Genomic DNA, 21,832 nt, shown 5'->3' with positions numbered 1-21,832 from the left:
ACATAGTATCTTGTTGCTGTGATCTGGCGCACATAACCTGAGAGAGTCCCTTTCACACACGGAGGCTCTCCCATGCAAGACAACCTCTCTCCTTCGCGTTCCAATTCAGCGCAGTCAGGCTCCCCGCAGCCGGGCACACCCTCGTCAGTTCCGGCAACGGCGCCGGCCCACGACAGTGAAGCCTGGCTCCAGCCCATTCCCGAGTCAGACCGTACCCGCAAAGTTTCCGGACAGTTCTGGATCTGGGCAGGCGCCAATCTTGCTCCTATCAACTGGGTGCTTGGCGCCCTTGGCATCCACCTTGGCCTCGGTTTCGCTGACACCGTGATTGTGCTGGTCCTGGGAAACCTGATCGGCATGCTGCTGTTTGGCTGCTTTGTCCTCCTCGGCCAGAAGACCGGTGCCACTGGCATGGTCCTGGCCCGCGCCGCCTTCGGTCGCCGCGGCAACTACCTCCCCGCAGCCATCCAGGCCCTGCTGGTGATCGGCTGGTGTGCAGTCAACACGTGGATCATCCTGGACCTGGTCATGGCCCTGTTCGGAACTCTGGGCTGGGTGGATCCCGATGCCAAGAACTACGCGTGGAAGATCGGTGTGGCCACGGCCATCATGGCGGCACAGGTGGCCATCGCCTGGTTCGGCTACAAGGCCATCGCGGCCTTTGAAAAATGGACCGTGCCGCCCACCATCATCATCCTGGCCGTCATGTCCTGCGTTGCCTGGTTCGGCATGAAGATCGACTGGGGCTACGCAGGCCCTGCAGGCAACATCCTTGAAGGTTCGGAGCGCATCGCCGCCATGAGCGCAGTGATGACAGCCATCGGCATCGGCTGGGGCATCACCTGGTTCACTTACGCTGCCGACTACTCCCGCTTCGTCAGCACCTCGGTTCCCAAGCGCAAGGTGTACCTCGCTTCGGTCCTGGGGCAGTTCATCCCCGTGGTGTGGCTGGGCGTGCTCGGCGCAAGCCTGGCCACCAACAGCGGCGAGATCGACCCCGGCAAACTGATCGTCCAGAATTTCGGCGTCCTCGCCCTTCCAGTCCTCCTCATGGTGCTGCACGGCCCCATCGCCACCAACATCCTGAACATCTACACCTTCTCCGTTGCCACGCAGGCCTTGGACATCAACATCAGCCGCCGCAAGCTGAACTTGTTCGTTGGTGTCTTCTCCTTGATCGCTGTGGTCTTCTTCATCTTCCAGGAGGACTTCGCCGCAGTGCTGGATGCCTGGCTGATCGGATTGGTCGCTTGGGTGGCCGCCTGGGGTGGGGTCATGCTGGTGCACTACTTCTGGCTCGAAAAGCGCTGGCCGGCCAAGGTGGATCGCCTGTTCGACCCCGTGGGAACGCACCGTCTGCCCGTTATCAACTGGGCCGGCATTGCGTCCCTGCTGGTGGGCATCTTCTCCACCTGGCTGTTCATGTACGGGCTGGTTCCCGCCATGCAGGGCCCCATCGCAGTGGCCCTCGGCGGCTGGGACCTCTCCTGGCTGGCGGGCGGCCTCACCAGCGCAGCCGCCTACGCAATCCTCGGACCCCGGGCCCACAAGAAGTTCGTCCTTGCGGCTTCCCATCACGTCTTACTCACGCAGCCAGCACCTGCCCCGGCTGTTGAAAGGACCACAGCATGAACCAGCCCGCTTTCGCCGATTCGCTCCACCAGATCACCTGGCCCGAGGGTTACCAAGCCGCAGCATCGTTCACCTTCGACGTCGACGCCGAGTCCTGCACCATCGCGCACGATCCTTCCAACACGCGGCGCATGTCCCTCATGAGCCACCAGTCGTACGGCCCCAAGATCGCCGTTCCGCGGCTGCTCCAGATATTGGACCGCCAGGACATCAAGGGAACCTTCTTCATCCCTGGCTTCACGGCCGAAAGCTACCCGGATGTGGTGCGCAGGATCGCGGATGCCGGCCACGAGATTGCCCACCACGGCTACCTGCACGAGCCCATGCAGGGAATCGACGCAGCCACCGAGGCCAGCTACCTGGACCGCGGCCTGGAGGCACTCGCCACCGTGGCGGGGATCCGCCCGGTGGGCTACCGGGCCCCTTGGTGGGAGTTGAATTGGCAATCGCCGGCCCTGCTCGCGGACCGCGGTTTCCTTTACGATTCAAGCCTGCTCGACGGCGATGCCCCCTACCGCATGGCCGTGGCCGAGGGCGACTCCCGGGACATCGTGGAGATCCCCGTCGATTGGGCGTTGGACGATTGGGAGCAATACGGGTTCTACCCCGGCGTCACGGGCAGCGGAGTGATCGAGAGTCCCTCGAAGGCCCTGGAAATGTGGACACTGGAGGCCCAAGCACACCACGCACAGGGCAGCTGCTTCGTCCTCACCAACCACCCGTTCATCTCCGGACGGCCATCCCGCGCTGTGGCCTTGGAGCAGTTGATCGAGCGAGTCAAGGACCTTGACGGAATGTGGGTGACAACCCTGTCCGAGATCGCCCGGCACACCAAGTCGACGGTTCACGAAATCCACACCCACGCACGAATCGACGTCCCCCTGTACCCTGGCGCCGGCGCAACCTTCCGCCCGGCCGGAGTCCAGATGCCAGCCAGGGTCTCCGTGCCCTAACCACCCATCGCCCTCCGCCGGGATGGCAAAGATTGACACGCCCCCGCGCTTGTCATCTTTGCGGTCCCGGCGCGGGTGTTCAGCCGTTCACGGCGTTGATCCACACTCCAATGATCCAGGTGCTTGCCGCTGCACAGGCCAGGCCAAATTCCACCAGAATGCCAATACCTGTCGCCTTGAGCGCGGCACCACTGGACTTCAGGGCAGCCGGGAAGTTGCGCGTCCGCTGGACTTCGCTGAGCAGAAGCCCCAGCGCGAACCCAATAAAGAGCCCCACCACGGGGATGACGAACATTCCCACCACGCCCAGCACCACACCGATCAGCACGGATCTGTTCGGGATGCCGTGCTGCTTGAGCTTGCGCCCCGTCAGCACCGCACTGGCGGCCATGCCCGCCACCACAAAGAGCATTCCGACGGCGAAGATCACCCAGCCGAGCGGACCGGCACCACCCCAGATGGCCCATGCCAGCAGGCTCACGCCGATGAGGATGCTGCCGGGAAGTACGGGAATGATGGTTCCGGCCACGCCAACTGCAATGGCCAGGCCGCAGAGGATGGTCACGATGAGTTCGGCGTTCATGCCCCTCAGTCTAGGTCCGGCCCACCAGGAGCACGCGCCCTCCACGCTGGCCCTGCCCGATCGCAGAGCTGTATTCACAACTACTGACCAATAGTTACAGCCAGCTTTGGAACCGCTGAGTATGCCCAGGAAACAGGAGATTAACGGCAATCCAACTTGTCTATACAACTTGCGATTCTCCTTGATTACCCCATTTTCGCGCGGCAGGGTTGAGGGGTCAGCCTGTCGGCAACAACTGCGCCGGCAGCTTATCCGGACCCAAAAAATGGAGAGAACCTTGGACAACCCCCGTCCCCTTCGCACCACCCTGGCAACCGCCGCACTAACGCTCGCTGCCGCCGTCGTGCTTCCTTCCGTGGCTATTGCGGCACCTGCCGCACCGGACACCCAGACAACTCAGGCAACTCAGGAGACCCAGGAGGTGAGCCACACCGGCCGCTCCACGAACACCGGCTACGCGGGCCTCCCCCATGGCAGCAAGCGTCAGAAGACCTTGGTGATCGGCCTCGACGGCGCAGCAATCGCAAAGTTTGGAGCTGCGGGCATGCCAAACGTCCAGAGCCTCATGAACAACGGGATGACCGCCACAAGCAATCTGTTCGCCAACCCCATGGCGCCCACGGTGTCCGGCGCTGGCTGGTCGAGCATCGCCACGGGAGTGTGGCCGGACAAGCACAAGGTGGTGGACAACAACTTCACGGCACCCAACTACAGCCAGTACCCGGATTACTTGAGCCGCCTCGAATCGGCCCAGCCTCAGGCCTCCACGCTGGTTGTGGGCACCTGGTCGCCCATCCCCCAGACGGTGTTCGGCCAAAAGGTGGACCTGAGGCTCGCCGGCGGGAACGACGCCGGAACCACGGCCAAGGCAGTGGACTACCTGGCCACGGGGAATCCGGACAGCACGTTCATCCACCTCGATGAAGTGGACGGCGCTGGCCACTCGTACGGTACGGAACGGCCGGAATACCTCGCTGCGCTCCGCTCAGTGGACGGCCAAGTGGGCGAGATCCTGAACGCTGTGAAGAACCGCCCCAGTTACAAGTCCGAGGATTGGCTGGTGGTCCTCACCGCCGACCACGGCCACACCGCTGCCGGCGGCCACGGCGGCAGCAGCCCCGCTGAACGCCAGACCTTCGTCATCGCCCAAGGCAAGGGCATCAAACCCGGAACTGTCCGCAACGACATCAAGATCACGGACATCGCACCGACAGTCCTCAAGCATGAGGGCGTCACGGCCGAGGCAGCCTGGAATCTTGACGGAAAAGCTTTCTCTGAAATCGAAGCTGACGCCTTCGACTCTCTCCGCGAGAGCCTGCGGACCCGCGCCGACGAAACCGCACCTGCGGCCGATGTGAAGGGTTGGACCACCACTGCGCCAGCTGGCTGGACAATCGACAACTCCGCCATGCCGGCCGGTGGTGTGACCGAATGGCGTGGCTGGTCGTTCGCCACTGACGAGTTCTGGACCAACACCGACCGTAACCAGGGCCGCGAAACGTCCGTCCGGAACCGCAACGTCTTCGCAGTAGCGGACTCCGACGAATGGGACGACAAGGCACACGCACCCGGGCAGTTCGACTCCACCCTCATCAGCCCCGACATCAAGGTGAAGGGCGGCAAAACCGCAACGCTCTCCTTCGCGTCCAACTACAGGATCGACGGACCGCAGAGCGGCGAGGTGTTCGTCAGCTATGACGGCGGCGCACCGCAGCTGGTGAAGGCCTACTCCGCCAACTTCAATGGCTTCGAATCCCTGGCACTGGACGTCCCCAAGGGCGCCAAGAAGGCAAAGGTCAGCTTCCGCTACACCGGGACCAACAGCGCGTTCTGGACGGTGGATCAGGTCACGCTGGACCGCTGACGCGTAACGCACACTGAGCAAGGACCGACGGCGACGCTTCCCAGCGCGGGAGGCGTCGCCGTCGTCGATGTACCCAGCGGGACGCCTACTCGGCGAGCGCCGACACGACAGCCGCCGCTACTGCCTCACTGGACTGCGGGTTCTGGCCGCTGATGAGGTTGCCATCGCGGACTACGTAGCTGCTCCACGCCGGGCCGGCCTTCACGATGGCGCCGCGATCGGCAAGGGTGGTGGCCACCAGCCACGGGGTGTTCTCCCCAGTGCCCCCGGTGAGTTCTTCTTCGTCCGTGAACACCGTTAGTTGGCGGCCGGCGAAGGCGAAGCTGCCGTCGGGGGTGGTGGCACTGAGCAGGGCCGCCGGCCCATGGCAGAAGGGAGCGATGATCTTGCCGGAGTCATTGGCCTGAATCAGCAGGGCGCCCAGATCGGCGTCCTTGGCGAGATCCGCCATAGGGCCGTGTCCGCCGGGGAGGACAACCGCGTCAAAGTGGGCCATGGTCACGGAATTCAAGGACTCCGGTTCATCCAGTTCTGCGGCGATGTCCGCAAGGTATTGCTTGAACTCCTGGACCTTGTCCTCATCTCCAACGATCTCCGGGTTTAATGAGCCTGGGTCTACTGTTGGCTTCTTTCCGCCCGGGCTGGCGATGGTGATGTCTGCGCCGGAGGCTTTGAGGGCGCGGTGGGCCACCACCAGTTCCTCGGCCCAGACCCCTGTGGGATGCTGGCTGCCGTCGGCGAGTTCAAGAGAGTCGGCTGCTGATACAACCATGAGAATGCGGGGCATGGGTTTCCTTTCGAGGGGTGGTCATTCGATGGTGCCCCGGTGATGCGCTTGGGCCTCATGGAAAAAAGCTGTGGCCCCCATCGGAAATCCTTGTCCCGCGCCGTGCGAGGATTGCACCGATGGCCACTCACAACCTGGAGCATTTGCGGACCTTCCTCACGGCGTATCGTGTGGGGTCCCTGACCGAGGCCGCAAGGATGCTCGGAATTTCGCAGCCCACAGCATCCACCCATGTTCACTCCCTGGAGCAAAACCTTGGCCTGCGTCTCTTTGAGAGGAGTCCGACGGGCGTCACGCCCACTCCCAAGGCCGACAGCCTGGCCCGGGACGTCGGCCCGCACATTGACGCCCTGGAAGACCTCGCTGTCCTATCCGGGCAGTCCGGCGCCAACGGGTCAATCCATGTGGGCGGTCCCGCGGAGTTCATTACCACCGTGCTCCTGCCCCACACTCCGGAGCTGACGGAGGTTACCGGGGCCGGGCTGCGGATCCGGTTTGGGCTGGTGGACGCATTGCTGGAGGAGCTGCGGTCCGGCGACTTGGACCTCGTAGTCAGTGCTGTCCGGCCACGGGTCCAGGGGGTCACCGGGATTCCCCTCATCGATGAGGAATTTGTGCTGGTGGCCGCTCCTGCATGGAAGGAAAACCTTCCCGGCAATGCACCCGCCGATGTGGAGTTGGCCACCATTCCGGTGGTGGCTTATGCCGAGAATCTGCCCATTGTTCGCCGGTACTGGCGGACGGTCTTTGAACGGCGCCCCGACGACCTCCGGGCCAACTGCATCGTGCCTGATCTTCGCGGCGTGCGTGCGGCGGTCATTGCGGGCGCCGGGATGTCCGTCCTGCCCAGATATCTGGTGGAAGTGGACCTCGCAGACGGGGCACTCATCACCTTGCACACTCCCGGGTTGGCACCCCTGAACACGGTATATCTGGCCACCCGCACCGGGGACCTTGACCGAAATCGTCAGCTGCGAGCCTTGGTCTCCGCAATCCAGCAGCTGGCAGGATTCTGAGCCGCAGCTCCTTAATCAAGAACGACGGCGACGCTCCCCAGCACGGGAGGCGTCGCCGTCGTCGGTCTTGCGCTGGTAACCGCTACTCGGTGACGGCAGCCGCAACGGCGGCGGTGACCGCCGGTGCCACGCGGGCATCCAGCGGGCTCGGCACGATGTAATCGGCGGAGAGGTCCTCAGCGGCCAGCTCAGCAATGGCGTTGGCGGCGGCGATCTTCATGGCAGGCGTGATGCGGCGGGCGCCGGCATCCAGTGCGCCGCGGAAGATGCCCGGGAAGGCCAGAACGTTGTTGATCTGGTTCGGGAAGTCGCTGCGGCCGGTGGCAACAACGGCTGCGTACTGCTGGGCGACCTCGGGCAGGACTTCGGGGTCCGGGTTGGACAGGGCGAACACGATCGACTGATCGTTCATGAGCTTCAGGTGCTCTTCGTCCAGCTTGGAGGAGGAGACGCCCACAAAGACGTCGGCGCCGGTCAGGCCTTCACCGGGGCCGCCGGAAATGCCGCGGGGGTTGGTGCGCTTGGCCATACGGGCTTTGACGCTGCCGGGGTCGGCCGCGAGGTCGGCACGGTCAGCGTTGACCACGCCCTTGGAATCGAGCAGGATGACGTCCTTGATGCCAACGGCCAGGAGGATCTCGGCGATGGCGATGCCTGCGGCACCGGCACCCGAAACAACAACCTTGAGGCCTTCGAGTTCGCGCTTGGTCACCTTGGCGGCGTTGGTCAGGGCTGCAAGAACCACGACGGCGGTGCCGTGTTGGTCATCGTGCATGACGGGGCAATCGAGGGCTTCAATGAGGCGCTCTTCGAGTTCGAAGCAGCGCGGGGCCGAGATGTCCTCGAGGTTCACGGCGCCGAAGCTGGGGCGGAGGCGGACCAGGGTCTCAATGATCTCGTCAACGTCGGTGGTGTTGAGCACCAGCGGGATGGAGTCGAGGTCGCCGAAGGACTTGAAGAGTGCGGACTTGCCTTCCATGACGGGCAAGGAGGCACTGGGGCCGATGTTGCCCAGGCCCAGGACTGCGGTGCCATCGCTGACCACAACAACCAGGCGTTCGGCCCAGGTGTGCGTACGGGCAAGCCCGGGGTTGGCGTGGATTGCGCGGCTGACCTGCGCAACTCCGGGGGTGTAAGCAATGGAAAGGTCACGCTTGTTGTTCAACGGAACGGTGCTGGAAATGGTCAGCTTGCCGCCTTCGTGGGCTGCGAAGATCTCTTCTTCGGTCAGTACCAGGGCGTCATTGTCTGTAGCAATTGTCTCGATGGACACGTCTTTGTCTCCTCAGGCTAGCCGTGGACCCACGGCACGGTATAGGGCAGGAACAGAACTGCTGTGGCGGGCCAAGGGTGTCTGGCCCGGCGTTGCTTCTGCAGATAGGGGGCTGCTAGCCGCTTCGGTGTTTCCAGCCTAGGGAAGCGTGGAGGGTACAAGATTCAATACCAACAGAGACGATTCGAGAGTAAAACGTTCAACCAACGCTGAATGTGACCCACGTCATGCCTAAAACCGCATTCTTTGGCTCCTGCGGTCTAGACCAGCAGGCACATTTGGTCACTCACCCGTGAGCAGCGTGCATGCCCTCTTGAGATCCTTCTCTGCCTCAAACAAGGACAACCGGCGGCAGCGAACGGCTTGGACCAGGCCGCTCACAAGGTGCAGCAGAATCCGGGCCCTGACGGCATCCTTACCGGTGTCCTTGCTCAGCGAGCCCACTACTTCCTCGGAGAGCGCATCGATCTCACGCAGGAGCTGCGCCGTGTCATCATCCTTGCCGGCGGGCCGGATCAGGCAGTGTTCCACTCCCGGCTGCATCACGCGGAGGTGGAAGATCTCCATCATCAAGCCCGCAAGCGCATGTCCCTTGCCTTCGCGCAGGCGGACACCGTCCCGGAGCTCCCGCAGTTGCTGCCGGTAAACGGCCAGCATGAGGTGCGCCGTGGAGGGGAAGTAGCGGTACAGGGTTCCCAGCGGGATGTCTGCCCTGGCCGCGACGTCGGAAAGGCTCAACGTATCGAACTGCCGTTGCGCGAATCCTGCCGCCGTTTTCAGGATGCGGGCATAGCGCAGCTGCTGCCGCGGTGTGGTGGGTGCGGCAGCCATACGGGGCAACCCCGTGGTCAGGTCAAGGGAGTACGGTTCCAGTGAGTTTGATACGGGCATTTCCGGCGATCTCTTGGCAGGCTGACAAGGAAACGGCCGGCAGGGTCAAGGACCCGTGGCTGGCCGATCGCATCAATGATACGGGAGCTAAATGACCGTTTCCTGAGAGCTCGCCTCACGTGGACGGACGCATGCCGCTCCCGGCTATTGTCGCCCGGCCCACATACACTTCATGAAGGTTTGAGCCGCTGCTTGGGAGGAACACATGGGGACATTTCGACGCCGGATGGCAGCAACGCTGTTGGCCGCCGCTGTGGCGGCTGTGGCACTTGGCCCCCTGCCGGCGTCGGCCGCTACCAGCAGTGGGCCGGACCCTATACTCAACGGTGCAGCATTCGTCGGCCAGAAACTGACAACGGACATCGGTCCGTACACCTTCTACGGCTGCGGCGGCGGGAAGGGTCCGGACTTCACCGTGTACTGGACCCGGGATGGCTTCCTGGTGGCGGGCGAAACAGCCCAGAGCTATGTCCTGGGACCGGATGACACCGGAGCCCGGATGGCCGTTCACGTCACTGCCAGCAAAACGGCCTGCGGTGGCGAATCACTGCACAGTGACGAAACCAAGCCCGTCGGAGCAGCCAACCGCGCAGCGGGCTTCACCGGACGCAGCTTCGAATTGCTCACCCGCGCCAACGACGGGGCGTTGCAGTTGTACGGACGCAAAGGCAATGCCTGGGAGGCTCCCCGCACCGTTGGCTGGGGCTGGAACATCTTCAACCTGGTGCTCTCACCAGGAGATTTCAACGGCGACGGCAAAGGCGACGTGATCGCCAGAGATGCCGCGGGGACCCTGTACCTCTACGCAGGGGATGGCGCCGGCGGCTGGAAACCCGCCCAGACCATCGGCAAAGGCTGGAACATTTTTGATCAGATCGTCAGCCCGGGTGACTTCAATGGCGACGGCACCAACGACGTCCTTGCCCGCGAACCGGGCGGCGCCCTCTACCTGTACCCGGGCAATGGTTCCGGAGGCTGGTTGGCGAGGACCGCCGTCGGGCAGGGCTGGCAGGTGATGGATGCGCTGCTGACACCGGGCGACTTCAACGGCGACGGCAACGTGGACGTCCTGGCCAGGGACCGCAGCGGCTACCTCTACTTTTACGGGGGCAACGGGGCCGGCGGCTGGACGAGGTCATGGCTGATCGGCGTCGGATGGAACGCATTGAAAGCCGCTGGCGCAGCCGGCGACTATGACAACGACGGCTTTAACGATGTGTATGGCGTAGATCAGCAGGGCCGGCTGGTCATCTACTACGGCAACGGCCGCACGGGGTGGCGCGGGTCCGAGGCAGCAGGGAACGGCTGGGGCAATTTCACAGCGATCTTCTAGAGAAATCCCAGCCGCGGTAGAATTGGCCCCATAAAGTCTGGGGAGGACATCATGAACGCACCAACACGCCCTACGTCAGGTGTGCGCCGAGTGGTGGCTGGGATAGCGGCGGCTGTGGTTGCCGCGGTGGCTTTTGCGCCTGCCCCCGCCATGGCAACCATGGATCCCTCGGATCCGGTGGTTCATGGTGCGCCGTTTGTTGGCTCCACGCTCACGCTTGAAATCGATCCTGCGTCGTTCAGTGGCTGCGGCGCTGCTGCTGGCCCGGACTACCAGATCTATTGGACCCGCGACGGCGTCCGAGCCGACGATCACTGGGCTTGGTGGACTTACACGCTCGATGAATCAGATCGCGACAAAACCATTGCTGCCCACGTAGTGGCCAGCCAGAACGGGTGCGAGCCGCTGGAAGTCTCCAGCGAAGAGACCGCTCCCATCTCTGCCTCCAACCGCGCCAACGGGTTCACCAGCCGCGGCGCCTACGAAATGCTTGCCCGCCGTTCCGACGGCACGCTCATGTTGTATCCACGGCTCAACAACGCCTGGGAATCTGCCAGAACCGTCGGACCGGGCTGGAACGGCTTCGGCACGGTGGTCTCCCCCGGCGACTTCAACTCCGATGGCACCAATGACATCCTGGCCAAAGACGCGGCCGGAAACCTTTTCCTCTACGCAGGAAAGGGCGATGGCGGTTTCTTCGCAGGACGCCAGGTGGGCAGCGGCTGGAATGCCTTTAATTCCATCGTCTCCCCAGGCGACTTCAACGGCGACGGACACAACGACGTCCTCGCCCGGGACGCCAGCGGCATCCTGTACCTCTACCCGGGCAACGGCGACGGCGGCTGGCTCACCCGATCCGTCGTAGGCAGCGGCTGGAATGTTGTCAACAAAATCATTACCCCCGGCGACTTCAACGGCGACAACAACGTAGACATCCTGGCCCGTGACACCGCAGGTGCCTTGCGCCTGTACCGCGGCAACGGGGCAGGTGGCTGGGCCGGCATGGCCGTAGTTGGCCAGGGCTGGGGCGGCATGACCACCATTGGTGCGGCTGGCGACATTGACGGCAACGGCAATGCTGATGTTTACGCGGTGGACGGCTCCGGCCAACTGCTGGCGTACTACGGCGATGGCGACGGCGGCTGGAACGGCGCCGGTGCCATCGGCTGGGGCTGGGGCGGGTTCAACGCCGTTTTCTAGGGTTTGGGGGAGATCTTGACAATGCTTTCTTCCGCGAGGTCCGCGGGCACGGGTTTTCGCATCCTGATGGCCACCCTCTTGTGCGCCGCCCTGGCAATCGCAGTTCCGCCCCCGCGCGCCACGGCCGCAGGACCGGACGTGCCGCTGCCCACCGTAGTGACGCGGACTTCTCCGGCCACGGTAGTGCCGGGCAATACAATCTCTTTGTCATTCACCCTGAGTGGTCCCGCCCAAGAAGTAGGGTTCACCTACGTCAACGAGGACACCCTGGAGCAGGCCACACTGTACGGGCCCACCAGCCAAGCGCCCGGACCGTACAGCGCGCAAGCCACAGTGCCCGTCAACGGCAGCACCTTCAAAAGGACGGGCCGGTACAAGCTCCTCAGCGTTGGCATAGTGCTGGTTTCCGGGCAGGGCTCCGTGCGCTACGGCCGCGACGGCAACATCCTCTTCCTCAGCCCGGGTCTGGAAGCACCGACGCAGCGCCCCGGGGCACTGGACGGCGTGGATTTCGCCGTCAACAACCCCAATTTCCCGCTGACAGACAATCCCAACACCAAGGCCCCCGTCGTGTCCGGTGTGGCGCGCTATGACCAGATGTTGACCACTGACAACGGCTCGTGGACATCCCCACCCACCGGATTCGCCTATCAGTGGCTCCGCAACGGCCAGCCGATCAGCGGCGCCACCCTCAATAACTACCGGGTAGCTGAAGCGGACCTGGACCAGACCCTGTCTGTGAGGGTCACGGCCACGAAGGCAGGATACCGGGCTGTGTCCGCATCGTCGCTGCCGCTCACTCCTACCTCGCCCATCACAGCCACGGCCCCCACCCTCCAAGGCAAGCTGACTGTTGGCGAGAAGCTCACCGGTGTCTTCAACGAGGGCAGCGTGGCCACGGGCACAGCCGGCGGCGCCGTCAGCGTCAGGTACGAATGGGTGCGGAACGGTACCCCGATTAACGGGGCCACCGCCAAAACCTATACGTTGACAACGGCGGACCGTGGCGCCGTCGTCGGCTTCCGTGCGGTAGTCCAGGCAGGCAATCCTGCCACGGCAACGCGGCCGTTTACCGTGTATAGCCGAACGGTGGTGCGGAACAAGGCCCACACATCAGGGTTCGACGCCGGAACCTCCTTGGACTTGTTCGCCCGGAACGCGGCGGCCAACCTCCTCCTGTACCCCACTGACGGCGCCGGACGCTGGCAAGCAGTAAAGACCATCGGGTTCGGCTGGGGTGGTTTCGATCTCGTTTTCAACGCCGGCGACTTCAACGGCGACGGCTATAACGACGTTCTGGCGCGCGACGATGCCGGCACTCTGTTCCTCTACCCGGGCAACGGGACCGGGGGCTGGCTGCCGCGCAAGGAAGTCGGCTGGGGCTGGGACGTCTTCGACTCCGTCTTTGCCGCGGGTGACTTCTCAGGAGACGGCAACAACGACCTCCTGGCCCGGACACCCTCAGGCGCCCTGGTGCTGTATCCCGGCAACGGGGCCGGCGGCTTCCGCTCCCCCGGCGCCGTTGGCCAGGGTTGGGATGCCCTGAGCCAGGTCTTCTCGCCCGGTGATTTCGACGGCGACGGCAACCCAGACGTCATGGGCCGCGACAGCGCAGGAAACCTCCGGCTCTACGGCGGCAACGGCAAGGGTGGGTGGACCACCGCCAAGGCCATCGGCACCGGTTGGAATGTCATGTCGCGCATCGGCGGCGCAGGCGATTTCAACGGCGACGGCTTCAACGACGTCTGGGCCATCGACTCCGCCGGCCAACTGAACCTGTACTACGGCAACGGCAGCGGCGGTTGGAAAGGCGCAGGCGTGGTTGGCTGGGGCTGGGGCGGATTCACGGCGGTGTTCTAAGCCGATTTCGGTTGAGTTTTGGGTTTGACTTGTCTTTATCCCGAATTTTTGCCAGCAAATTCCCGGACTGCGGTTCGGCCAATGTACTCTCAATTCACTTACACCCGCCGGCCATCTGGGACCGGCCCTGAATTGGGGGAACCATGGGGAGCACGCCTCTGCGCCGTGTGCGCAGCTGGCTGTCCGCTTTTGTGGGCAGCATCGTTTTGGTCGGAGGGCTGGGTTTCGCCCCGGCAGCTCATGCCGATGACACCTTCGCGCCTGTTCCGGTGGCCGTCTCAACGACGCCGGATTCGATTGCTGCAGGAGGACAAGCAACATCCAGGGTTACCGTCCAGGCCTCCGGTCCCATCACTAACGTTTACGTCCTGTTCCGGAACACAGCCACCGGAAAACTCCACACGCAGATGACGCAGGGCTCGTTCAGCGCCGCCGATTCGACGTATGCCTTCGACGTCTTCTTCGCGCAGGGCACACCTCCCGGCACCTACGTCGCACAGTACATGCAGATTCAGACTGCCGCCGGCCAGGAAATCGGCTACTGGCGTGACGGTTCGTTGATCCACAACCCGGGCAACCTCCCCGCGTCGGGGACAGCGGCGGTGTCCTTGGAGCCCTTGGATTTTAACTACGTGACTCCCGTGGACATTGATCGTCCGCACACGTCGGGCTTCTATCGTGCCGAGTACTGGGATCCGTACACCATGAGCTTGTTCATCCGGGACTCCGGCGGCCGGCTCGGCCTGTATCCGACAGGCGGCAACGGCACCTGGCAGCAGGCCTACGAGGTCGGCTCGGGTTGGAACATCTTCAACACCATGTTCTCGGCCGGCGACTTCAACAACGACGGTGAAAATGATGTGATCGCCCGTGACAGCGCCGGATCGCTCTTTCTCTATCCATCCAATGGCGGCGGTGGCTGGCATGCAAGGCAGCAGATCGGCTGGGGCTGGGGAATCTTCAACTCCATCTTTGCCGCCGGCGACTTCAGCGGCGACGGGAACAACGACCTCCTAGCACGCAAATCTTCCGGTGAGCTCGTCCTCTATCCGGGCAACGGACATGGCGGCTTCCTGGCGGCCTCGACAGTCGGATGGGGTTGGGGCGGCATGACGTCCGTCTTCTCTCCCGGGGACTTCAACGGCGATCACAAGCCAGACGTTTTGGCCCGCGACGCCGCTGGAAACCTTCGCTTCTACGGAGGCAACGGCCACGGGGGATGGACTACCAGCGGTGTGATCGGCCAAGGTTGGAACGCGATCACCAAGCTGGGCGGCGCAGGCGACTTCGACGGAGATGGCTCCAATGATGTCTGGGGCATCGACACGTCGAGCCAGATGCGGATGTACTACGGCAACGGCTCAGGCGGTTGGAAGACCTCGGCAGTGGTCGGTTCGGGCTGGGGCGGCTTCAACGCTGTCTTCTAGCCGCGTCCACGGCTGTTGGCTGGGCCTCGTCCGTAGCCATTCGGGCGGGGCCCGCAGGAGAATTTCCCAATTTATCTACAGCTGCCCGAATCAGGCAGCCTCTTTCCTGGAGGAAACCTTTGGAGACCAGCACTCCTTTGCCTACCGTTGCGCGCAAGCGACGGCGCTTGTTTTCAGTCCTTGCCGCGTCCGTGGTGGCAGCTCTGCTCGTCGCCTCGGCGCTGCCTGCGGAGGCCTCTGTGCCTGCGATTGGAGTGCCTGCGCGCTTGGTCTATGTCAGCAGCCAACCCCAACTGGGCGGCGATGCAACCGTCGGAGGCCTGCTGGTAATGGACATCTCAAACACATTTGCCCACGTGTCACCCGAGGGAGGGACTCCGGCCGTTTCATTCGCTTGGACACGTGACGGAGCTGTAATCCCTGGCGCAATTGGAACTACATACCGCGCAACGTCAGCTGACTTGGGTCGAGTCGTAGCCGCTTCCGTCACGATCACCTATGACGCGGACTCCACAACGACGGTTCAAGCCTCCCACCCGCTGCGCATCGCGGCAGCTCCCCGCGCCCGCGGATTCAACGGCGACGGTACCCTGGACATCTTTGCGCGCGACGCCTCGGGCCGACTCCTGCTGTACCCCACCGACGGGCGCGGTAACTGGCAGCCAACCCAGGTGATCGGGTGGGGTTGGAACAACTTCACCCTGTTGGTCTCACCTGGTGACTTCGACGGCGACGGCACGGTGGATGTTCTGGCCCGTGACGGTCAGGGACGCCTCTTCCTGTACCAAGGAAACGGTTCTGGTGGCTGGAAGAAGGCACTCCAGATAGGCCAGGGGTGGCAAGGCTTCAGGGAGCTAAGTGCAGCCGGAGATTTCAACGGTGACGGCAGCAACGACATCCTTGCCGTAGACAACGCAGGCAACCTGTTCCTCTATCCGGGAAACGGTCGCGGCGGATGGCTCTCGTCTCGCTGGATAGGCCAGGGATGGCAGGGTATGGACTCCGTAGGGGCCGGTCATTTCCTCGGCTATTCCAGCGTTGTTACGTTGTCCAAGTCATTCTGGGGCGACCTTCAAGCGCGCACCTCCAATCGCAATGGCTATTTTGAAGAGTACGGCGTCCCCGGAAGCTACGCCGGAACCATCGGCTGGGGTTGGGATTCCATGGCGCGCTTCGGCATGGCCGGTGACTTCAACGGAGACGGAGATTCCGACGTCTACGGAATCGACCGTAGCGGACGACTCACCATGTATTTGGGCGACACGTCAGGCTTCCGGCAGCGGGGCATCGCCGGTTTCCGTTGGAAGGGCTCCCCAACGGTCGGCTGGGGCTGGGGCGGATTCACCGCCGTCTTCTAGGCCGAATCCTACCGGGCCGGAAACATTTGCTTATCTTGAGGAGACCCGGACATGACGAAGTATTCAACCCTATCCCCAGGCCGCCATCTGCGTATTCTGGCAGCAGTACTAACGGCCATGCTGGCAGGCCTTCTTCTGCACAGCCCGGCGGCTGTGGCATTACCGTCAGAGGCTCAATCGTTAGCCGTGGAATCCTACGTTTGGCCACCCGATCCGGCTTTCCTGAGCATGGCAGCAGCAACCACTGCCCCAATTCCGGTCTCAGGCGAGATGCGCATGAACTTCACGGTTGCTCGTCCGGCGACCCGTGTGCAAATAGTGCTGGTCGATGCATCGCAAGTGACTGAAAGATTCCTATCTTGGAAGCAGCCTGTTGGCGAGAACCACAGGTGTCCGGGTCTGCGGTGCGTTCTGTCCAGGCAAGCGACGCAGAAGGAAAGTACACACTGCGGGAAGCCACCGTTTACTTCGCCGACGGTTCAAACGCCACGATACGGCCAAAGAAATTCGGAGCCAGCTCACCGGCAACGGATGACTTTCCTAAAGCTGCTTTTGACGTCACTAACCCAGCCCTGAGACTTCAGTCAAATGTTAACCTAACCCCCGCTTACGTTGAGGGTTCCCCCGAAACCGGTATTTGGGCGAGAGCCAACCTTGGCTCGTGGAAAGGGGGAGTATCACATGCTGACTATCAGTGGGTGCGTGATGGCGTGGACCACGAACGAGAGACCTATGACTATGACTTTTCCTCGTTTGACGTTGGCTCGCTGATTTCCTTCAGAGCAGTGGTGTATGCATCCGACTACCTGCCCACAGCGATTGTTTCAAAAGCGGTGGGGCCCATCATTCAGCCACGTCGGCCGAAAGTACTGGGCGAAGGAGCAGTTGGTTCTATTCTCCGAACTGACTTCAGCCTTGCCGAAGTTGCTGTTCCGTCTGGGGCTACCGCAGTTGTCAAACACCGTTGGGTAGGACCTCCGTATGCGGAGCGCCCGGGCGGCGCGACGTATCGGCCAACCCCACAGGACCAAGCGCACGGCTACTCCGAGCACTACGTCGCCGCCGAGGTCACCGTTTCCTCTGGCTGGGACACCTTGCGGCTGGTAACCAGCGAATGGAAGGAAAATATCAAGGACTCCCACTGGTCCAGTGGTTTCGATGGCGATGGAACGACGGATGTCCTGACCCGCGACCGGTCCGGAATACTAAGCCTGTACCCCACATCAGTTCAGGGCGGATGGCAGGCGCCGCGGGCGATCGGGCAGGGATGGTCTGAGATGACGTCCATATTCAAGGCAGGCGATCTTGACCGCGATGGCAAGAACGATGTCGTGGCCAGGGACGCCGCGGGCCGCCTAATCCTATACCCGGGAAACGGCCAAGGCGGCTGGCTGCAGCAGCGGCAAATCGGCACTGGCTGGAATGTCTTCAACACCGTTTTCTCGGCCACCAGCACGACCATCGACGGTGGTCACAGCGGCATCTACGGCCGCGACGCCAACGGAACTCTCTGGCATTTCGCCAGTTACAGCGGTGGTGGCCTGACTTACGGAGGGTACCCGGTGGGAACTGGCTGGAACATGTTCAACACAGTCTTCCCTGCCGGCGACTTCAACGGCGATGGCGTCGAGGACCTGATGGGCCGAACACCCTCCGGACTGCTCTACAGCTACCGGCTGAATGGTGACAAGATCGATCAACGCCAGGTCATCGGTGTTGGGTGGCAGGTCATGGCCAGAGTTGGAGCCGCCGGCGATTTCAACGCAGACGGTCACCAGGACGTTTATGGCATCGACTATTCCGGCCGAATGCACATGTACTACGGAAACGGGGCCGGTGGCTGGAGAGGGTCCTCCGTCGTCGGCTGGGGCTGGGGTGGCTTCACTGCCGTGTTCTAGGCCTAATCGACGCTCTTGATCTTCACCACGAACACAGCGCCCAGCAGCCCAATCACTGCGGCGGCTACGTACAGGGAGACGTAGCCGCCCCATAGTGTGACAAACGGGGCGGCAATCAGGGGTGCGATCACCTGCGGCAGGGAATTGGCGATATTGATGACACCCAGGTCCCTGCCCCGATCCAGCCCGGTGGGAAGGACTTGCGTGATCAGCGCGAAGTCCACGGCGAGGTAGGCTCCGAACCCGATCCCCAGCACCACAGCGCCGGCAAGTCCACCGATCCACGTAGGCGCAAAGGCCAGGATCAAGGACGCCACAGCGATGATGACGGACGAAGCAATCACCAGCGGCTTTCGCTTGCCCATTTTGTCGCTTAGCCGCCCGCCCAGAACACTGGTGATGATCACGGTGACGGCGTACAGCCCGGTAAGAATGAGCACCCCGAACGAGGGGTCGATGCCTTCAGTCTCCTTTAGACGGACGGCGTCGCTGAGGAAGAAAAGCAGATACAGAGTGACCATGTGGTTGCCCGTACTTACCAAAAGCCGTGTCAGCCAAGCCCATGCAAAGTCCGGGTACCGTTTGGGCGAAACCCAAAAACCCTTGAGGAACTCCGCCAAGTTGAACGGAGGACGTTCGCTGGAAACCAGCTGTTGGTCGTCGTTCTTGAACAGATAAAGCACGACGCCGGCGAGCAGCGCAGCGGCGCACAGCCAGTAACCCGCTGCGAAATTTCCGGCAACGACGGCGGCGATGATTGCGCCGATGAGAATGCCGACGGTCTGGCCCATCGCTGCGAGACCGCCCACGGTTCCCCGCTGTTGTACGGGAACGCGGTCAGGGATTGCCGCCGTGATAGCGGCGTACATGGCGTTGGCTCCGGCCTGGACGAGGCACCACAGCACAGTCATCACGGCTACGTTGGGGGCGCCGGCCAGGGCAACCATGGCAACAGCTCCAAGGATTGCGCCCATCAGGACCCAGGGAACGCGCCGTCCAAACCGGGAGGTGGTGCGATCACTGAAGGCGCCGAACAGGGGATTTGCCACCATGGAAACGGCGGCGCCACAGCCAGTGACCAAAGCCAGGATCGCTTCCTTCTGCCCTTCGTCGAAATGAGCTGCCTGCTGGCCCAACAGCACTTGCAGGGGACCAAAGAATGCTGCGTTGATGCCCAGGTTGACCAGTACTACGCCGGTGACCCAGATCGGCCGTACACGGGTAACTGGCTCAGCGAGTGCCGTGGCAGTGCCGCCACGGACGACAGCAGGATCCGGCACCGGACCCGGCAGGTCGGACAGGCTCATGGCAGGTTCCCCCTATTTTCATTGTTTGGATTCAGCCTAGCGTGGCGGAGCGACACTGAACCGCCGTCCGACCGTTTATACACATAAGCCTCAGCACACGCTGCCGTGGCCCTGACGCACGCGTTAGTGTGGCCTCAAACCGACAGAGGAGAAGCACTGTGAGCGAGCAAATAAACACCGCCGATCTCTACGACGAACGCGGCGATGAATTGGAGTCCATAGCCGTCCAATTCCAGAACCTGGGCGGCACTACGCACTTCAGTGGACCCGTCCGGACCATACGGTGCTTTGAAGACAACGCGCTGGTGAAGACTGTCCTGAACACTCCCGGCGAGGGAGCCGTTCTGGTCATTGACGGGCAGGCATCCCTGCGGACTGCCCTGATGGGAGACATGATTGCCGAAAGCGCGGTGGCCAATGGCTGGTCGGGCGTGGTGATCAACGGAGCTATCCGGGACCGTGAGGCCATTGCCCGGCTACCGCTGGGCGTCAAGGCCCTGGGCAGCAACCCCAAGAAGAGCGCCAAGACCGGCGTCGGTGAAGTGGACGTTCAGCTGGTGATCGATCGCGTCCGCATCCAACCCGGAGTGATGATCTACTGCGACCCGGACGGGATCCTGGTGGAGCGCTGACCCTTCCGTCGGAGACGACTTAGACGGAAAGTGGAAGAAATATTCTCCCGCCGGGAATCAACCGGGCAGTAAGATAGTTACTGAAAGCAACTATCCTGCTTAATCCACTTTTCTGCCACCTCTGGAGAAGATATGTCCAAAACCACGCCCGTTCGGGCCGCCGGTGAGGTTCTGACGCATCGTCAGACCCTCACCGTCATGGTGGGACTCATGCTCGGCATGTTCCTGTCCTCGCTGGACCAGACCATTGTGTCCACGTCCATCTACACCATCGCCAACGACCTCGACGGCCTTTCGCTCCAAGCCTGGGCCACCACCGCTTACCTCATCACATCGACCGTGAGCACCCCGCTGTACGGCAAACTCAGCGACATCTTCGGACGACGCCCGCTGTACTTGGTGGCCATTGTGATCTTCCTGGCCGGCTCGCTGTATGCCGGATCGGTCCATTCCATGACCGAACTCGCCATTGCCCGCGGCATCCAGGGCCTCGGAGCCGGTGGCTTGCTGGCGTTGGCGCTCACCATCATCGGTGACATTGTGGCTCTGAAGGACAGGGCCAAGTACCAGGGCTATTTCATGTCCGTATTCGGCATCTCCTCCGTCCTCGGGCCGGTCATTGGCGGCGCATTTGCCGGTTCAGCCAACATTCTCGGCTTCGACGGCTGGCGCTGGGTCTTCTTCATCAACTTGCCCATCGGGCTCGCCGCCCTTGTGGTGGTCTTTATGTACCTGCATCTTCCGGCCCGGCACGTGAAGCAGAAGATCGACTACTGGGGCGCCGCTGCCATCACCTTGGCCATTGTTCCGTTGCTGCTGGTTGCCGAACAGGGCCGCACGTGGGGCTGGTCTTCCGCCGGGTCATGGCTCTGCTACGGACTCGGGGTCATCGGTATTGTGGCCTTCCTGCTGGCTGAGAAGCGTGCCGGAGACTACGCACTGATTCCTTTGCGTCTGTTCAAGAACATGACGTTCGGGTTGTCGTCACTGCTGAACTTCATCATTGGCATCGGCATGTTCGGCGCCATCGCCATGCTGCCCATGTACCTGCAGCTGGTCAAGGGCCTTACGCCCACCGAGGCTGGCCTGATGATGATCACCTTCACCGTGGGCATCCTCTTCGGTTCCATCTCGGCAGGACGCACCATCTCCTCATCCGGCGTCTACCGGATCTTCCCCATCATGGGTACCGCTGTGCTGGCTGCCGCGGCAACGGTCATGGGCCTTGTGCTGGGAGTCGACACCGGACTGTGGGTTCCTGGCCTGATTGCCGTGTTCTTCGGCGTCGGCCTGGGCTTCTGCATGCAGCCTTTGACTCTTGCCATGCAGGTTTCCGTTCCTCCCAAGGACATGGGCGTGGGAACCTCCACGGCGGCATTCTTCCGCTCCATGGGTGGTGCCGTGGGCACAGCAGTGTTCATCTCCATGCTGTTCAGTACTGCAGCTGACAAGATCGCCGACGGCATGAAGACTGCCGCAGCCAGCCCGGACTACCAAGCTGTCATGCGGGATCCCGCCGTGGCTTCGGACCCCGCCAACGCCAAGCTCTTCGACTTCTTCAAAAACGGCGCCAACAACGAGTCCTTGAATGACACCAGCTGGCTCCACTCAGCCAACAGCACCCTGACCAGGCCCATCACCGAGGGCTTTGCCCAGGCGATCGACGTCGTCATGCTTACCGCTGCAGGGCTGATGATCATTGCATTCCTGATCAGCTTCGCGTTGCCCAACAAGAAACTGACGGATCCCAAGGCCGCTGCCAAGGAATCCGTGCCGGCACACTAGGCGGAGAATCGATCCAACAGAACACCACAAGAA

The 21,832-nt window shown here is 62.6% G+C and carries 18 protein-coding genes; 12 read left to right on the top strand and 6 right to left on the bottom strand.

Features of this window, described 5'->3' with window-relative positions; genetic code table 11:
* Window positions 1–72: 72 nt before the first annotated feature.
* Both BMY91_RS17930 and BMY91_RS17925 read left to right on the top strand, forming a co-directional pair.
* Complete coding sequence (locus BMY91_RS17930) at window positions 73–1,632, top strand: purine-cytosine permease family protein (RefSeq protein ID WP_090824384.1); 1,560 nt, start codon at window positions 73–75, stop codon at window positions 1,630–1,632.
* Complete coding sequence (locus tag BMY91_RS17925) at window positions 1,629–2,585, top strand: polysaccharide deacetylase family protein (protein WP_090824382.1); 957 nt, start codon at window positions 1,629–1,631, stop codon at window positions 2,583–2,585. The genes BMY91_RS17930 and BMY91_RS17925 overlap by 4 nt, the downstream gene beginning before the upstream one ends.
* A gap of 79 nt (window positions 2,586–2,664) precedes the next feature.
* Here BMY91_RS17925 and BMY91_RS17920 read toward each other — a convergent pair whose 3' ends face one another.
* The gene (locus BMY91_RS17920; RefSeq protein WP_090824380.1) at window positions 2,665–3,168 is read right to left on the bottom strand and encodes a DUF456 domain-containing protein; all 504 of its coding nucleotides are present in this window, start codon (window positions 3,166–3,168) and stop codon (window positions 2,665–2,667) included.
* A gap of 277 nt (window positions 3,169–3,445) precedes the next feature.
* Between BMY91_RS17920 and BMY91_RS17915 the strand changes: the two genes are divergently transcribed.
* Entirely contained in the window at window positions 3,446–5,032 is a 1,587-nt protein-coding gene (locus tag BMY91_RS17915; RefSeq protein ID WP_256212817.1) for an alkaline phosphatase family protein, read from the top strand.
* Window positions 5,033–5,117: 85 nt separating this feature from the next.
* On the opposite strand, the gene BMY91_RS17910 is transcribed toward BMY91_RS17915, so the two are convergent.
* The gene (locus BMY91_RS17910) at window positions 5,118–5,819 is read right to left on the bottom strand and encodes a type 1 glutamine amidotransferase domain-containing protein (RefSeq protein ID WP_090824377.1); all 702 of its coding nucleotides are present in this window, start codon (window positions 5,817–5,819) and stop codon (window positions 5,118–5,120) included.
* A gap of 119 nt (window positions 5,820–5,938) precedes the next feature.
* On the opposite strand from BMY91_RS17910, the gene BMY91_RS17905 reads away from it, so the two are divergent.
* Entirely contained in the window at window positions 5,939–6,835 is an 897-nt protein-coding gene (locus tag BMY91_RS17905) for a LysR family transcriptional regulator (RefSeq protein WP_090824375.1), read from the top strand.
* 82 nt (window positions 6,836–6,917) lie between these two features.
* Here the strand turns inward: BMY91_RS17905 and BMY91_RS17900 are convergent, their stop codons facing one another.
* Both BMY91_RS17900 and BMY91_RS17895 read right to left on the bottom strand, forming a co-directional pair.
* A complete protein-coding gene (locus BMY91_RS17900) occupies window positions 6,918–8,108 on the bottom strand; it encodes an NAD(P)-dependent malic enzyme (RefSeq protein WP_090824372.1) in 1,191 nt (396 codons plus the stop codon).
* A 282-nt stretch (window positions 8,109–8,390) separates the two neighbouring features.
* Window positions 8,391–8,999: a TetR/AcrR family transcriptional regulator gene (locus BMY91_RS17895; protein ID WP_090824370.1), complete on the bottom strand. Its 609-nt coding sequence runs from the start codon at window positions 8,997–8,999 to the stop codon at window positions 8,391–8,393.
* A gap of 205 nt (window positions 9,000–9,204) precedes the next feature.
* On the opposite strand from BMY91_RS17895, the gene BMY91_RS17890 reads away from it, so the two are divergent.
* Window positions 9,205–10,332: an FG-GAP repeat domain-containing protein gene (locus tag BMY91_RS17890; protein WP_090824368.1), complete on the top strand. Its 1,128-nt coding sequence runs from the start codon at window positions 9,205–9,207 to the stop codon at window positions 10,330–10,332.
* Between the two features lie 51 nt (window positions 10,333–10,383).
* A complete protein-coding gene (locus tag BMY91_RS17885) occupies window positions 10,384–11,532 on the top strand; it encodes an FG-GAP repeat domain-containing protein (protein ID WP_090824365.1) in 1,149 nt (382 codons plus the stop codon).
* Here BMY91_RS17885 and BMY91_RS23210 read toward each other — a convergent pair.
* On the bottom strand, window positions 11,529–11,726 hold the full coding sequence (locus BMY91_RS23210; protein ID WP_091326855.1) for a hypothetical protein: 198 nt from the start codon (window positions 11,724–11,726) through the stop codon (window positions 11,529–11,531). The two genes, BMY91_RS17885 and BMY91_RS23210, sit on opposite strands and share 4 nt — an antisense overlap.
* A 10-nt stretch (window positions 11,727–11,736) precedes the next feature.
* On the opposite strand from BMY91_RS23210, the gene BMY91_RS17880 reads away from it, so the two are divergent.
* The 4 genes from BMY91_RS17880 to BMY91_RS17865 all read left to right on the top strand — a co-directional run bounded on the left by BMY91_RS17880 (window position 11,737) and on the right by BMY91_RS17865 (window position 18,075).
* Window positions 11,737–13,392 carry an FG-GAP-like repeat-containing protein gene (locus tag BMY91_RS17880; protein ID WP_177179947.1) on the top strand — a complete coding sequence of 552 codons (1,656 nt, stop codon included), beginning with the start codon at window positions 11,737–11,739 and terminating at the stop codon, window positions 13,390–13,392.
* 143 nt (window positions 13,393–13,535) lie between these two features.
* Window positions 13,536–14,819, top strand: a complete 1,284-nt coding sequence (locus tag BMY91_RS17875) for an FG-GAP repeat domain-containing protein (protein ID WP_090824362.1) — start codon at window positions 13,536–13,538, stop codon at window positions 14,817–14,819.
* 167 nt (window positions 14,820–14,986) lie between these two features.
* On the top strand, window positions 14,987–16,177 hold the full coding sequence (locus tag BMY91_RS17870) for an FG-GAP-like repeat-containing protein (RefSeq protein WP_256212816.1): 1,191 nt from the start codon (window positions 14,987–14,989) through the stop codon (window positions 16,175–16,177).
* Window positions 16,178–16,887: 710 nt separating this feature from the next.
* Window positions 16,888–18,075, top strand: coding sequence for an FG-GAP repeat domain-containing protein (locus BMY91_RS17865; RefSeq protein WP_143054085.1), 1,188 nt, complete (start codon window positions 16,888–16,890; stop codon window positions 18,073–18,075).
* A gap of 2 nt (window positions 18,076–18,077) precedes the next feature.
* On the opposite strand, the gene BMY91_RS17860 is transcribed toward BMY91_RS17865, so the two are convergent.
* Window positions 18,078–19,382 carry an MFS transporter gene (locus tag BMY91_RS17860; protein WP_090824359.1) on the bottom strand — a complete coding sequence of 435 codons (1,305 nt, stop codon included), beginning with the start codon at window positions 19,380–19,382 and terminating at the stop codon, window positions 18,078–18,080.
* 158 nt (window positions 19,383–19,540) lie between these two features.
* Between BMY91_RS17860 and rraA the strand changes: the two genes are divergently transcribed.
* A complete protein-coding gene (gene rraA / locus BMY91_RS17855; protein ID WP_090824357.1) occupies window positions 19,541–20,014 on the top strand; it encodes a ribonuclease E activity regulator RraA in 474 nt (157 codons plus the stop codon).
* A 132-nt stretch (window positions 20,015–20,146) separates the two neighbouring features.
* On the top strand, window positions 20,147–21,799 hold the full coding sequence (locus BMY91_RS17850) for an MDR family MFS transporter (RefSeq protein WP_090824356.1): 1,653 nt from the start codon (window positions 20,147–20,149) through the stop codon (window positions 21,797–21,799).
* The last annotated feature ends 33 nt before the right edge of the window (window positions 21,800–21,832 follow it).

The organism is Arthrobacter sp. yr096 (assembly GCF_900108925.1).
Taxonomy (GTDB): Bacteria; Actinomycetota; Actinomycetes; order Actinomycetales; family Micrococcaceae; genus Arthrobacter.
The sequence above is the reverse complement of the archived record's forward strand: the minus strand, read 5'-3'. Positions and strand labels throughout refer to the sequence as shown.